The 13,733-nt window shown below is 75.5% G+C and carries 10 protein-coding genes; 6 read left to right on the top strand and 4 right to left on the bottom strand.

Annotated elements, in window-relative coordinates; translation table 11 throughout:
* Positions 1-61 precede the first annotated feature (61 nt).
* Complete coding sequence (locus ACFF45_RS15485; RefSeq protein WP_381346608.1) at positions 62-688, top strand: hypothetical protein; 627 nt, start codon at positions 62-64, stop codon at positions 686-688.
* A gap of 72 nt (positions 689-760) precedes the next feature.
* On the opposite strand, the gene ACFF45_RS15480 is transcribed toward ACFF45_RS15485, so the two are convergent.
* The 4 genes from ACFF45_RS15480 to ACFF45_RS15465 form a co-directional block, all read right to left on the bottom strand.
* Entirely contained in the window at positions 761-5,557 is a 4,797-nt protein-coding gene (locus ACFF45_RS15480) for a hypothetical protein (protein ID WP_381346607.1), read from the bottom strand.
* Positions 5,558-5,617: 60 nt separating this feature from the next.
* Complete coding sequence (locus ACFF45_RS15475) at positions 5,618-6,508, bottom strand: hypothetical protein (protein WP_381346606.1); 891 nt, start codon at positions 6,506-6,508, stop codon at positions 5,618-5,620.
* 22 nt (positions 6,509-6,530) lie between these two features.
* Positions 6,531-8,057 (bottom strand): hypothetical protein, encoded by a 1,527-nt coding sequence (locus tag ACFF45_RS15470; protein ID WP_381346605.1) that lies wholly within the window; start codon positions 8,055-8,057, stop codon positions 6,531-6,533.
* Between the two features lie 261 nt (positions 8,058-8,318).
* A complete protein-coding gene (locus tag ACFF45_RS15465) occupies positions 8,319-9,014 on the bottom strand; it encodes a GntR family transcriptional regulator (protein WP_381346604.1) in 696 nt (231 codons plus the stop codon).
* Positions 9,015-9,189: 175 nt separating this feature from the next.
* Here ACFF45_RS15465 and ACFF45_RS15460 point away from each other — a divergent pair, with 175 nt between their 5' ends.
* Genes ACFF45_RS15460 through ACFF45_RS15440 form a run of 5 tightly spaced genes read left to right on the top strand, consistent with a single transcriptional unit; the run spans position 9,190 to position 13,606 of the window.
* Positions 9,190-10,509, top strand: a complete 1,320-nt coding sequence (locus ACFF45_RS15460) for an MFS transporter (RefSeq protein ID WP_381346603.1) — start codon at positions 9,190-9,192, stop codon at positions 10,507-10,509.
* A complete protein-coding gene (locus tag ACFF45_RS15455; RefSeq protein WP_381346602.1) occupies positions 10,506-11,327 on the top strand; it encodes a putative hydro-lyase in 822 nt (273 codons plus the stop codon). The genes ACFF45_RS15460 and ACFF45_RS15455 overlap by 4 nt, the downstream gene beginning before the upstream one ends.
* Positions 11,328-11,343: 16 nt before the next feature.
* Complete coding sequence (locus ACFF45_RS15450) at positions 11,344-12,102, top strand: LamB/YcsF family protein (RefSeq protein WP_381346601.1); 759 nt, start codon at positions 11,344-11,346, stop codon at positions 12,100-12,102.
* Entirely contained in the window at positions 12,099-12,740 is a 642-nt protein-coding gene (gene pxpB / locus ACFF45_RS15445; RefSeq protein WP_381346600.1) for a 5-oxoprolinase subunit PxpB, read from the top strand. Before ACFF45_RS15450 ends, pxpB begins: the two co-directional genes overlap by 4 nt.
* Positions 12,737-13,606, top strand: coding sequence for a 5-oxoprolinase subunit C family protein (locus ACFF45_RS15440; RefSeq protein ID WP_381346599.1), 870 nt, complete (start codon positions 12,737-12,739; stop codon positions 13,604-13,606). Before pxpB ends, ACFF45_RS15440 begins: the two co-directional genes overlap by 4 nt.
* Positions 13,607-13,733: the final 127 nt, after the last annotated feature.

Below are 13,733 nucleotides of genomic sequence, written 5' to 3'. Positions count from 1 at the left end.
GGGGAGTCGGGGTCTGAGGACCGGGGCGATCGGTCTGCTGGCGGTGGGGAGTGACACGGTGATGGGCACGGCGGAGCGGCAGGAGGCATCCGTGACGGGTGCGGTCGCACAAGCGGCGGCGCGGCGGGGCGCCGAGGCGCCGGATCGCGGCATTCAGGCGGGCGGACCGACCGCCCTGGAGGGGCGTTTCGACCCTGGGGAGGGCGAGGGCGCGGCGGGAGCGGTCACCGGCGAGGCGGTGGCGTACGCGGACGCCGCGCCGTCCGCCGAGCGGGAGGCCGACCAGGAGCGGCCGTCCTACCGGCCGCTGTGGATCGAGGAGCCCGCGAAGCGCCGCCGGCTGCCGGATCCGGTGCGGACGGCGGCGGTGCGGGCGGTACTCATCATCGCCGTGACGCTGATACAGGCGATGGTGGCGTTCCTGTCCACCCTGGCCGGGTCCTGGCTGGCGTTCCCCATGGTGCTCAGCAGTATCGCCAGCACCGTGGTGGCCACCTGGAGCGTGCTCGACGTGTGGGTGACCCGTCAGGTGTGGAACCAGCGCAACGGCGTCGTGTCGGCACCGAGCAGCACCGCCCGGGCGCTGCGCCGCGAACGCCGCCGCGCCCGGCGCCAGGCACGGGCCGCCGAGCGGACGCAGGAGCGGATACGCCGGCGCGGCGGGACCGGGCAGCTGTCGCACCCCTGAGGCCGGTGGGCCGCGCCCGTGGGCGGGCGCGGCCACCGTTTCACGGCAGGGCTCGGGCGGCCCGGCAACGGCCTAGGCAGGCCGCTTGAACATCCGGGTCGCCGTGATCTCGCTGTGCACCGTCTCACCGGCCTGTGGCTGCTGCGGCAGCCCGGGCCTGAGGTGCTCCTCCACGCTGATGTACTTGAGGCCCGCTCGGAGGTCGGCGTCGTTGCGCAGCCGGATGACCAGCGGGAACTCCGCCAGCGCTGTCGTGTCGAACAGGCCGGTGGTGTACAGGAGCTGCACGCCCAGCGCGTCCGACACGGCCCGCTGGAGTTCCAGCAGGTAGGTGGCGTTGGCGCGGCCGATCGGGTTGTCGAGGAAGAGGGTGCCGGCGTGCCGGTGCCGGGCGCGGCCCCGGTCGTTGGAGCGCAGCGCCGCCATCGTGCAGTACAGGGCGATGGCCGCGGTGAGCAGCTGGCCGCCGGAGAAGACGTCGCCCATCTGCCCGACGGGAACGCGTTCGGCCCGCAGCACGGCGTCCGGCTTGAGGATCTCGACGGCGACACCCTTGGGCTGCAGCGCGGCGGCCACGCCCCGCAGCAGCAGGGACATGCCGTCCCGGCGCAGGTCGGAGTTCTTCTTGACGGCGGCCCGGGTCGCCTCGTCGATCACCTCGCCGAGCCGTTCGGTGAGGGTGGCCTGGTCGGGCTCCTCGAAGCGGATCCGCAGGAACTCCTGCCCGGACCACTCGCCGAGCCCTTCGGGCAGCCGCGACAGCCGCTGGGCGGACCGCAGGGTGGCCAGCGCGGACTCGACCAGTCCGCGCAGCCGGTCCACGATCGAGTCCCGGTTGCGCTCCAGCTGCGCCAGCTCGTCGGTGAGCACCCGCAGCCGCGGCGCGAAGGCGTCGGCCCACTTCTGCGCGTGCTCGGGCAGCGCGGAGGCGGGCAGTTCGCGGATCTGCCGGCGGGCGGGGGTGCGCACCTGCTCGTAGCGGGTGGAGTTGGCGTGCCGTACGAGGATGTCGCTCGCCTCGCGCACGGCGGCCTCGGCGGCGGACAGGTCGCCGGCGCAGCCGCGCAGCGACCGGCGGGCCTCGGCGGCGGACTGCCGGGCGTCCTCCAGGCTGCCCGGGTAGGGCTCCGGCGCCTCCTGCTCCTCCTCCCCGGTGTGTTCGCGCAGCAGGTCCCGCAGGGCAGCGGCGATCTCGTCGAAGCCGCTCGCCGCGTCCTCGGCGGCGCGGTGCGCGCCGAGCAGCTCGGCGTGCGCCTCGCGGGCCCGGGTCAGCGCCTCGCTGCGGGAGGCGAGTTCGGCGGTGGCCGTGCGCAGCAGCGCCTGTGCGTGCTCGGCGTCACGCGGCTGGAGTTCCTCGGGCAGCTCGGTATGCGCTTCGCCCTCCTCGGGCGCGTGCCGTTCGGTCTCACCGCGCAGCCGGCCGAGCTGCTCGCTGGCGCTGGACATCCGGGTCTCCAGCAGCTGCACCAGCTCCTCCGCGCGTGCGGCGGCGGCCTGCCGGGACGGCCCGTCGGCGCCGTCGGGTGACTGCAGCAGCTGTTCCGCGCGCGTGCGGACCTTGTTGCTCAGCCGGTCCAGCTCCGTGCGCGCGGCGCTCTCGTCGCTCTCGGCCCGTGCCTGTTCGGCCCGCAGGTCGGCACCGACGCCGACCTTCTCGTACACCTGCGAGGCCGCCCGGTACGCCTCGCGCAGGGCGGGCAGGGCCGCCCCGGGGGCGTCCGTGTCGTCGGGTACGTCGTCGGGGGCGCCGGCGATCTCGGCGCGCTCGGCGCGCAGGGCACGGGCGGTGCGGCGGGCGTCGTCGGCGGCCCGCTGCGCGGCACGGCGGTCCTCGTCGGCGGCGCGGGCCCGTTCCAGGCAGGCCTGGGCGCGGGCCTCGGACTCGGTTGCCTCGTCGGCGAGTTCGCGCAGCCTGACCTGCCAGCCGGCCCGTTCGCGCAGCCGGAAGGCGAGCCCGGCGAGGGCGTCGGCGGAGCGCCGGGCCTGCTGCGCGGCCTCCTGCCGTTCCTCGCGCACCTGGGCGGCCTCGGCGGCGGCCTCCTCGGCCTCGGCCCGCGCGGTCCGCGCCTCGGCCAGCTCGGCCTCCGTCTCCTCGGCGAACGCGCGCGCCTCCCGCGCGGCCCGCGCCAGCTCCAGCAGCCGTCCGGCCGGGCAGCCCGTGCGCCAGGACGCGAGCCGCGCGGCCAGTTCGCGGTCCTTGCCGAGCCGGGCGGCGAGCGTGCGGATCTCCTCGTCCCGCGCGGTCGCCCGCGCGCGCAGCGCCTGCCGCTCCTCGTCGGCGGCGTGCTCGTCGTGCATGGCGGGGTTCGGCGGTACGAGGAAGACGCCATCGTCGCTGTCGGCGTCCGGCGACGGGGTGGGCGCGAGCAGCGCGGCGGCCGTACCGACGGCCACGGCGGACCGGGGCAGCAGGGCGGCGTCGCCGAGGGCCCGGCGCGCGCGTGCGTGCGAGGCCGGGTCGGTGATGATCACGCCGTCCACCAGTTCGGGGCGGGCGGCCAGCACGCGCGCGTGGTCGGCGGGGTCGACGGCCTGCGCCAGGTAGCGCCAGCCGGGCAGGGCCGGAATGCCCTGCTCGCCCAGGAACTCGACGGTCGCCAGCACGTCCGGGCCGGGCGGCAGCAGGCCTCCGTCACCGAGCGCGCCCAGGATGCGGGCGTCGTCGGCGGCGGCGGTGCGCAGCTCGAACAGCTGGCGTTCGGCCGAGGAGACGGTGTCGTCGAGCAGCTCGCGCAGCTCGTCGGCGAAGCGGTCGAGTTCCTCGGCGGTGAGAGGGCCCTCCGTGCGGGGGCGGGGTGCGCCGATGAGACGGGTGGCCGGCGTGCCGGTGCCGGCAGCGGGGTCCGCGGGGCCGGATCCCCCCCGGCCGCCGGTGCCGGCCGCGGGATCGGTGGCGCCCTGCCCGGCGTGGTCGCCGGCGTGAGCGGGGCGGGTCACCGCGCCGCGCCGCCCGGCCGGGCCCTCGCCGACGGCGTCGGAGCCGGTGCGGGGCGCGGGCACGGTGCCGGCCGCCGTGCCGCCGGAGCCGGGGAGGCTGAGCAGTTCCGCCAGCCGTTCCTCCGCCGCCAGGGCCTCGGCGGTCCGCCGCTCGCCGTCGTGGGCCCGTTCCGCCGCGGTCGCCGCGTCCGCCGCGCGGGCCGCCGTCAGTTCGGCCCGGGACTCGGCGGACGCCGCCTCGCGCGCGTGCTCGCCCGCCCGGCGGGACGCCTCACGGGCGGTGTCCCAGGCGGTCACCGCCGACTTCTCCGCGTCGCTGGCGGCGAGGGCGGCCCGGGCCGGGTCGGCGTCGGGGGCGCTGTCGTCGAGCCAGCCGGCGCGCACCGCCTCGGCGGTCTCCTGCTCGACCTCGGTGAGGCGCTGCCGCAGGTGCCCGGCCTCGCTGCGGGCCCGCTGCGCCTCGGTGGCGGCGGTGGTCGAGTCCCGGTAGGCGGTGTCGCTGGCCTCCTGGAGGGCGGCGGACCGCTCCTCCTCCTCGTTGGCGAGCGTCTCGGCGCTCCCCGCGGCCGCGTGCAGGGCCCGTACGAGGTCCGCGGCGGCCCGGGTGCGCGCGGCGAGCGCGGGAGCCGCGTCCCGTTCGGCCTCCTGGATCGCGGTGGCCACACGGGCGACCCGGTCGGCGGCGGCGCGGTGGCGCAGCACGGCCTCGGCGGCCTGCCAGGCCGCGTACAGGGTGCGCGCGTCGGCGAGCTCGCGCTTCTGGGCGGCCGCCGACTTCTCGGCCGCGGCGAGGGCCAGCGAGGCGTGCCGGTAGGCGAGTTCGGCGGTGATGAGGGCGCTGCGCTCGCGTGCGGACTCGGCGTGGGTCACGGCGTAGGCGGCGGCCGTGACCCGCTGGGCGAGGTCGGCGGCCCGCACCCGCTCCTGGGCGTCCCGCGCGGACAGCCGCCGGGCCAGCGTCCGCGTCCGCCGCTCGGCCGCGGTGTGGACGTCGCGGGCGCGGGCCCGCGCCTCGGCGGCCTCGACGATCCGCCCCAGCAGGTCGACCGACCCGGCGGTGAAGTCCCGTTCGGCGAGCAGCTCGGCGCGCCGCCCCAGCTTGTTGCCGAAGCCGCTGACGAGGTCGGCGAGCCCGTCGGTGTCCCGCGTGTCGGTGACCGCGCGCAGCAGCAGGTCGGTGAAGTCGGAGTCCTTCTTCACCGCGAACAGACCGGCCGCCTCGCCCTCGTCGGCGTTCATCTCCCGCTGATAGCGGAAGAGTTCGGGGTCCAGGCCGAGGTCGCCGAGGTGTTCGGTCCAGCGTTCGTGGATCTCCTCCCAGTGCACTTCGAGATGCGGATACGCCTTGCCCGCGTCGGTGAGCGCGTCGCGGAACCCCTTCACGGTGCGCCGCCGCCCCTGCGCCCCCGACTGGCCCTCCACGGACGGCCGGACGGCGGTGGACTCGGCGACGGGCAGGTTGTCCAGGGTCAGCCCGGGACCGGGCCGGAAGGAGTACCAGGCCTCGGCGAACCTGCGCGGGTCGTTGGAGACCTGACGCCCGCGCCACTCGCTGACCTTGCCGACGACGACGCACTCGCCGGTCAGGACGTGCTGCCACTCCAGGGCGACATGCCCGCAGTCGTCCGCGAGCAGGAACTTGCGCAGCACGCCGGAGCTGGCGCCGCCGAGGGTGTTGCGGTGGCCCGGCAGCATCACCGAGAAGATCAGCTTGAGCAGCACGGACTTGCCGCCGCCGTTCTCCAGGAAGAGCACCCCGGCGGGCGCGGGCCGGCGCGGCGGCCCGACCGGCTCCTCCTCGAAGAACTCCGCCTGCGTCGGCGCGGGGTCGGGCACGGGCTCGCCCACACCGCGCAGGTCAAGCACGGTGTCGGCGTAGCGCGCACCGGCGGGCCCGATGGAGTAGAGGCGGACCCGGGACAGCTCGTACATGGCGGACTCTCGTCAGTCTTCGGCGGATGGCCGGTCAGGGACGTCGGGCGGAGCGGGGGGTCAGGCGGAGTGGAACGGCAGCCCGGCGTCGGCCACCAGCTCCAGGTCGTCGCCGTCCTCCGGGGGCAGCAGTGTCGGTGTGCCGTCGGTCACCGGGACCACGCCCAGTTCCAGCAGCTCGGCCATGGCGGCGCCGCCCGCCAGGTCACGCACCTGGAGCTGGTAGCGGGCGGTGGTGCGGTACGTCCCGCCGTGGTCGTCCCCGGTCCGCTGGAGGAACCCGGAGTCGGTGAGGAAGGCCACGGCCTTGCCGACGATGCCGGTCGTGGATCCGGCGAGCCGGCGCGCGTCCTTGGTGGCACCGGTGGCGCTGCGGCGGACCCAGATCCGCCAGGCGGCCTCCAGTCCGGGCGCGTCGGTCGCCGGGTCGGTGTTCTCCCCGTGCTCGGCGGCCCGCTCCTCCAGCCGCCGGCAGGCCTGCCGTACGAAGGTGTCGACGCCGTTGACGGTGACGCGGCCGATGTACCCGTCGTCGGCGAGGTCCTCGGGGCGCGGGAACGCCATGGCGGCGACGGCGAGATGGGCCAGCCCGTGCAGGAACCGGTCGCCGGAGTCGGCGGCCGTGCGCCGCGCGTAGTCGCCCATCCGCACCGCGAACACCGAGTCCTCGGCGGCGGTCACGGCCATCCCCGCGCGGGGGGACACCTCCAGCACGACCAGGCCCAGCCCGGCGGCCACGGCATCGGCGAGCCGCGCGAACGCCGGGTCCTCCCGATGGCGCCGCAGCAGGTCGGCGTACTCCTGGTCGCGTGCGGGCAGCAGCTTCGGCTGCAAGCCGAACGCGACCAGACGGGCCGCGTCGGCGGCGTCGGCGGGGGTGACGGCGGCGCTCCCCGGCGCTCCGGCGCTCCCCGGCGTCCCGGCGTTCCCCGGCTCCACGTGCTCGCTCACGACGGCGACTCCTCAGACATCATCACGCGGCCTCCGTCCGGTCCGCTGTCATCCCCGCCGCGTCCAGCAGGGCCGTGCCGACGATCAGGTCGGCCCCGCCGAACTCGGGATCGTCCAGCTCCGTCCCGTCGTCCACGGAGAACAACAGTTTCTCCTCCCCCTGCCGGTAGGCCGTCCCCACCGGCGGGCTGGCCGCGTGCACCGCCATCAGCGCCACCAGGTAGGGCAGGTCGGGGTCGAGGCGGCGGGCCTGCGCCAGCAGCCCCGACAGCCGTCGGGGCGCGTCCGCCGGCAGGTCCAGCAGCGCGTGCGCCGCGGCCAGCTGCTCCTCGCTGAACCGGCTGTCGTCCGGCGTGGCGATCAGGTCCGGCTCCGGCATCTCCGCTCCGAGGTGCTCGCGCTCCACCGGCGGGCTCAGCAGGATGCCGACCAGGTCGCCGACCCGGACGGACACCGGCGTGCGCAGTCCGGTGCCGTGGGCGAAGAAGGCGTCCGTGACCCGGATCGCCCGCTCCAGCGGCAGCGGCAGCACCGGGGCGACCAGGTGCCCGTACAGGTCGATGCCCGCCGTGGACATCGGTGTCGCGAAGGCCTGCCGGTCCTGCTCGGCGCGGAACAGGGGCCCGGCCTCCAGCAGTCGCGACTGCAACTGCGTGTGCCGCCGGATGCAGTCCTTGACGATGTCGACCAGTTCGGCGGCCCGCCGCTTGTGTCCGGGGTCCTCGGACTCGTCACGCGCCTTGCGGATGTTGGTGAGGATGGCGTTCTCGTGCCGGTACCGGTCGGCGACGTGGTCGAGCGCCTCGGCGATCATGTCGGGAACGGTGCTGAGCCAGTCCACCGCGCGGACGTTGCGCCGGGTCGCCTCCAGGGCCCTGCGCAGGGTCTCCGAGTACTGCACGGTCCGGTACCGCGCCTGCTCGGCCGCCAGCTGCGCGTCCGCCAGCCGGCCGCGGTTGATCAGTACCTCCAGCTTGACCTCTGCCGCGATCTGGGCGCTGGTGACATCGGTGTCGAGGGCACCGACGAGGACGTTCACCGCCTCGTCCGTCGTCCGGAGGTAGACGCTGCCGCCGGGACCGGGCACCTCCTCGATCAGCTTGAAGTCGTAGTCCCGCCGGACATATGTGCCATCTGCCGCGAAGGTGCCGTAGACCGCCCGGAAGCCGCGGTCGACGCTGCCGACGTTGATGAGGTTCTCCAGCACCCAGCGCGCGACCCGCTCGTGCTCGGCGGCCGGCCGCTGCGGGGCCTGCGCCGCGATGCGCGGGACGAGGCGGGCCACCACCTGTTCGTGGTCGGCGCCGGTGTCGAAGTCCATGTTCAGGGTGACGAGGTCGATGGCCGCGAGGGCGACCTCGGCCATGCCGTAGACCGAGTACTCACCCGCCAGGTTGGCCTTGCGCGCGTCGAGGTCGTGCAGCGGCGCGGTGCAGGCGAGCGCGCGCAGCCGCCGCGCCAGCCCCTCGTCGGCGGCCGGGCCCGGGGCCGGGCGCGGCGCCGCGCTGAACTGGGGCGGAGCACTGTCCGTCGATGCAGGCGAAGTCACGGTGCACAGATTAGGTCCTCAGTCTGACAACGACCCAAACGACGCAGATGCCGCCCCTCACCACGGCCGTCGCACCGGCGGAGACGCCCGCGCCCCGACGGCCGCACCGGCGACACCGACACCTGCACCACGACGGCCGCACCGAAGCGAAGGCACCGGTGTCACGACGGCCGAACCGACTGCGAAAACACCGGTATCACTGCGACCGCACCGACGACGCAGGCGTCTGCGCCACGACGCCCACGCCCGCGGCGCGGGCGCCTACGCCTCGTCCCCCACCCGCCGCTGGTACACCTCCACGACCCGCTTCAGCGAGTCGTCGAGGTACACCTCCAGCAGCCGCTCCGCCTCGCCCCGGTCCCCGGCCTGGAGGGCCTGGAGGATCTGGCGGTTGCGGGTGAGGTAGGGCTCGTGCAGCCGCCGCGGGTCGTCCACGACGTGGAAGGCGAGCCGCAGTTCGGCGAAGACGCTGCGCATCAGCTCGTCCGTGCGCTCGCTGCCGGCGAGGGCGACCAGTTCGCGGTGGAAGTGGATGTTGGCCGTGCCCAGGCCTTTCCAGTCACGTTCGACCGTCGCCCGCTGCCCTTCCGTCACGGCCGAGGCCAGGGCGTCGAGCGCGTAGGGCGGCTCGCCGAGCCCCCGGACGACGGCGCACTCGACCAGGCGCCGGGTGCGGTAGATGTCCTCGACGTCCTCCACGGTCAGGACCCGGACGAAGACGCCCCGGTTCAGCTCGTGCACCAGCAGACGCTCATGGGTGAGCAGCCGGAACGCCTCGCGCAGGGTGTTGCGGGAGACGCCGAGCGCCCCGCCGATGCCGTCCTCCGACAACCGCGTCCCGGGCGGGAAGTACCCCTCGGCGATGCGGCTCCTGAGGATGTCCGAGACCCGCTCGGCCGTGCTGGTCCGGCCCAGGAGGACGCGGTCGCCGGCCAGTCCCGTCAACTGCTCTGCCATGCCGGGAATTCAATCGCAGAGACAAGAACGGAACAACACAGGTATTGAGGGATCGTTCAACGATCCTCTACCTTGCTACGAACGGCGCCACCCCTCCCTCACCGTGGTGCCGCCAGGCTTCCGCACGGCACGGCTCGATCCACAGCACCCTCCGTCCTCCCACTGCGAGGTGCCCATGAGCTCGACCCCTCCACCGCAGGCCCTGACCACCGACGCCCGCCCGGGACAGGGCGAACCGTCCATCGGTGACGGCGCGTTCGGCTGGCTGCGCGCCCTCGGCCCGCGCGGCCGCCGCGCCTTCGCCGGCGCGTTCGGCGGCTATGCCCTGGACTCCTACGACTACTTCACGCTCCCGCTGAGCATGGTCGCGCTGGCCGCCTACTTCGGCCTGGACAGCGGCCAGACGGGCCTGTTCACCACCGTCACCCTGGTCGTCTCCGCGGTCGGCGGCGCCCTCGCGGGCGTCCTGGCGGACCGGATCGGCCGGGTGAAAGCGCTGATGATCACGGTCGTCACGTACGCCGTCTTCACCGTGGCCTGCGGCTTCGCGCCCAACTACGAGACACTGCTGGTCTTCCGGGCGCTGCAGGGCCTGGGCTTCGGCGGCGAGTGGGCGGTCGGCGCGATCCTGGTCGCCGAGTACGCGAGCGCCCGGCACCGGGGCCGCACCCTCGGTGTGATCCAGAGTTCGTGGGCCGTCGGCTGGGCCCTCGCCGCGGTCGTGTACACCCTGGTCTTCTCGTTCCTCGACGAGGGCCTGGCGTGGCGGGTGATGTTCTGGACCGGCGCGCTGCCCGCGCTGCTGGTCGTCTGGATGCGGCGCCGCGTGCAGGACGCACCCGAGGCGGTCGCCGCACGGGAGAGGAGCCCGCGGAAGGGGGCGTTCGCGGCCGTCTTCACGCCGGGCCGGCCCGGCGAGCCGGGCCTGCTGCGCACCACACTGTTCGCGGTGCTGCTCTCGACCGGCGTCCAGGGCGGCTACTACACGCTGGCGACCTGGGTGCCGACGTACCTGAAGACGGAGCGCGACCTGTCCGTCGTCGGTACCGGCGGCTACCTGACCTTCCTGATCTCCGGGGCCTTCGCCGGCTACCTCACGGGCGGATACCTCACCGACCGGCTGGGCCGGCGCCGCAACATCTGGCTGTTCGCGCTGCTGTCGGCGGTCTGCATCCTGGCGTACGCGAACGTCCCCGGCGGCGCCGACACCCTCGTACTGGTGCTGGGTTTCCCGCTCGGGTTCTGCATGTCGGCCATCTTCAGCGGCTTCGGCTCGTTCCTGAGCGAGCTGTACCCGACCGCCGTGCGCGGTACGGGCCAGGGCTTCACGTACAACACCGGTCGCGCCGTCGGTGCCGTCTTCCCCACGACGGTCGGTTTCCTGGCGGACAGTTGGGGTGTGGGCGGCGCGCTGGTCTTCGGCGCGGTCGGCTACGGTCTGGCGGCGCTGGCGCTGCTGGGGCTGCCGGAGACGCGCGGGAAGGAGCTGGGGTGAACCGCACCGACGACCTGCCGGTGACGCTCGTCGACGAGCACGCGCACGCGTGGACCCCGCGCGCGGCCCGGGCCCGCTTCCGCGCCGGGCTGACCGGCGCCACGGCCGGGGTCGCGGCCGGCCACACCCAGGCCAACCTGATCGCGGTGCCCGCCGACTGGGCCTACGACATGCTGCTGTTCTGCCAGCGCAACCCCAAGCCCTGCCCGGTCCTGGACGTCACGGACGCCGGTTCCTGGACGACCCCGCTGGCGGCCGGGGCCGATCTGCGCACCGACCTGCCGCGCTACCGGGTCTGGCGGGACGGCGAGTTGGCGGACGAGCCGACGGACGTCCTCGGGTACTGGCGGGAGGACCTGGTGGCGTTCCTGATCGGTTGCAGCTTCACCTTCGAGTGGGCGCTGTCCGGGGCGGGTGTACCGCTGCGCCACATCGAGCAGGGACGGAACGTGCCGATGTACGTCACGAGCCGTCAGTGCCGCCCAGCGGGGCGGCTGCGCGGGCCGATGGTGGTGTCCATGCGCCCGGTGCCGCCCACACGTCTGGCGGCGGCGATCCGGGAGAGCAGTCTGCTCCCGGCGGTGCACGGCAGCCCGGTGCACTGCGGTGATCCGTCGGCGCTCGGCATCGACGACCTCGCCCGGCCCGACTTCGGCGATCCGGTGACCGCCGAACCGGACGACATCCCGGTGTTCTGGGCGTGCGGAGTGACGCCGCAGGCGGCGGTGGCGGCCTCCCGCCCGCCGTTCGCCCTCACCCACGCACCGGGTCAGATGTTCCTCACCGACGCCCGCGACGAGCAGTACCGCGTGGCCTGAGCAGCGAAGGCGACCCATGAGCGCGATCGATCTGAACGCCGACCTCGGCGAGGGCTTCGGCCGCTGGCGGCTGACCGACGACGAGCAGTTGCTGTCCGTCGTCACCAGCGCCAACGTGGCCTGCGGCTTCCACGCCGGGGACGCGCCCACCATGCGGCGGGTGTGCGAACTGGCGGCCGCGCGCGGGGTGACGATCGGCGCGCAGGTCTCCTACCGGGACCTGGCCGGGTTCGGACGGCGCGCGATGGAGGTGCCGCCCGCCGAGCTGGCGGCCGAGGTGGCCTACCAGATCGGCGCCCTGGGGGTCTTCGCCCGCGCCGCCGGCGCCCGCGTGGCGTACGTCAAGCCGCACGGCGCGCTCTACAACCGCGTGGTGCGCGACGAGGAGCAGGCCGGCGCGGTGGTCGACGGCGTGCTCCTCGCGGGCGGTGCGCTGCCCGTGCTGGGGCTGCCCGGCTCACGGCTGCTGGAGCTGGCCGCCAAGGCGGGGCTCCCGGCCGTCCCGGAGGCGTTCGCGGACCGCGCGTACACCGACGAGGGCACCCTCGTGCCGCGCGGCCGGGAGGGCGCCGTCGTGACCGACCCCGAAGCCGTGGTGGCGCGGTCGGTGGACCTGGCCCGCTCCGGGACGGTCGTCTCCCACTCCGGCGCCCGGATCGGCGTCCGCGCGCGGTCGCTGTGCCTGCACGGGGACACGCCCGGCGCGGTGGAACTGGCCCGCCGGGTCCGGCGGCGGCTCGAAACGGCCGGGGTCCGGGTGGAGGCCTTCGTATGAGGGTCCTGCCGGTCGGCGACAGCGCCCTGCTCGTGGAGGTCTCCTCCGGCGACGAGGCGCAGGCGCTCCACGCGGAACTGCTGCGCCGCCGCGCCGAGGGGGCGCTCACGGTCCGCGAGATCGTGCCCGCCGCCCGAACCGTCCTCCTCGACGGTCTGACCGACCCGGACCGTCTGGCGTCCGAGCTGGCCACCGCGGCGCTCCCGCCCGCTGCCCCGCGCGCGGGGGAGATGGTCGAACTCCCGGTGCGCTACGACGGTCCGGACCTGGCGGACGTCGCCGCCCTGTGGGGCGTGAGCGAACCCGAGGTGGCCCGGATCCACGCCGGCACCGAGTTCCGGGTCGCCTTCTGCGGGTTCGCCCCCGGCTTCGGCTACCTCACCGGGCTGCCGCCCCACTGCCACGTTCCGCGCCGGGCCACCCCGCGCACCGCCGTGCCGGCCGGTTCGGTGGCGCTGGCCGGCCCCTACACGGGCGTGTACCCGCACGCGTCGCCGGGCGGCTGGCAGCTCATCGGCAGCACGGACGCGGTGCTGTGGGACCCCGCGCGCGTGCCGGCCGCCCTGCTGTCGCCGGGCACGCGCGTACGGTTCGTCCCGGTGGACACCGGTCACGGGGGCGTGGTGGGGCGCTCATGACGGACCGTGCGCTCGCCGTGGTCCGGGCCGGAGCGCTGACCACCGTGCAGGACGGGGGCCGCCCCGGCCACGCCCACCTCGGTGTGCCGCGCTCCGGGGCGCTGGACGCGCCCGCGGCGGCGCTCGCCAACCGGCTGGCCGGCAATCCGCCCGGCGCGGCCGTGCTGGAGACCACCCTCAACGGCTGCGCGGTGCGGCCCCGTTCCGCGGTCACCGTGGCGGTCACGGGGGCGCCCTGCCGGGTCACGGTGGACGGCCGCCCGGCCGCCTGGGGGGCGCCGGTGCGGGTGCCCGCGGGAGCGGTGGTGGACGTCGGCGCGGCGACCCGCGGGGTACGCGGCTATGTGGCCGTCTCCGGCGGCATCGCGGTCGAGCCGGTGCTCGGCAGCCGTTCCACGGACCTGCTGTCCGGGCTGGGCCCGCCGCCCCTCACGGACGGCGCGGTGCTCCCCCTGGGGCGTGCCGTGGGGCCGCACGCGCGCGTGGACCTCGCTCCGCAGCCGGCGCCGCCGGCCGAGCTGGTCCTGCGGGTGACGCCCGGTCCCCGCGACGACTGGTTCACGCGGGAGGCCGTACGGACGTTCACGTCCGCTGCGTACCGGGTGTCCTCGGCGAGCAACCGGATCGGGCTGCGCACGGAGGGACCCGCCCTGGAGCGGGCCCGGCCCGGCGAACTCCCCAGCGAGGGCATGGTGCTGGGCGCGGTCCAGGTCCCGCCCGACGGGCGGCCGGTCGTCTTCCTGGCCGACCACCCGACCACGGGCGGCTACCCGGTCCTCGCGGTCGTCCGCGCGGCGGACCTCCCGGCGGCCGCGCAGGCGGTACCGGGGACGCCGGTCCGCTTCGTGGCGGTACGCCGCCGCTGACACCCGCGGGCACCGGGGCCCACGCCGTCGTCGGCCGCCGTCGGCCTGCGGGGCCCGCGGACCTCGCCGCCGTCGACCGCCGTCCACCCCCGACGCCCGCGGACCTCGCCGCCATCGACCGCCGTCC

Source organism: Streptomyces cinereospinus (assembly GCF_042430725.1).
GTDB lineage: Bacteria > Actinomycetota > Actinomycetes > Streptomycetales > Streptomycetaceae > Streptomyces > Streptomyces cinereospinus.
This window is presented reverse-complemented; position numbering and strand designations above follow the sequence as displayed.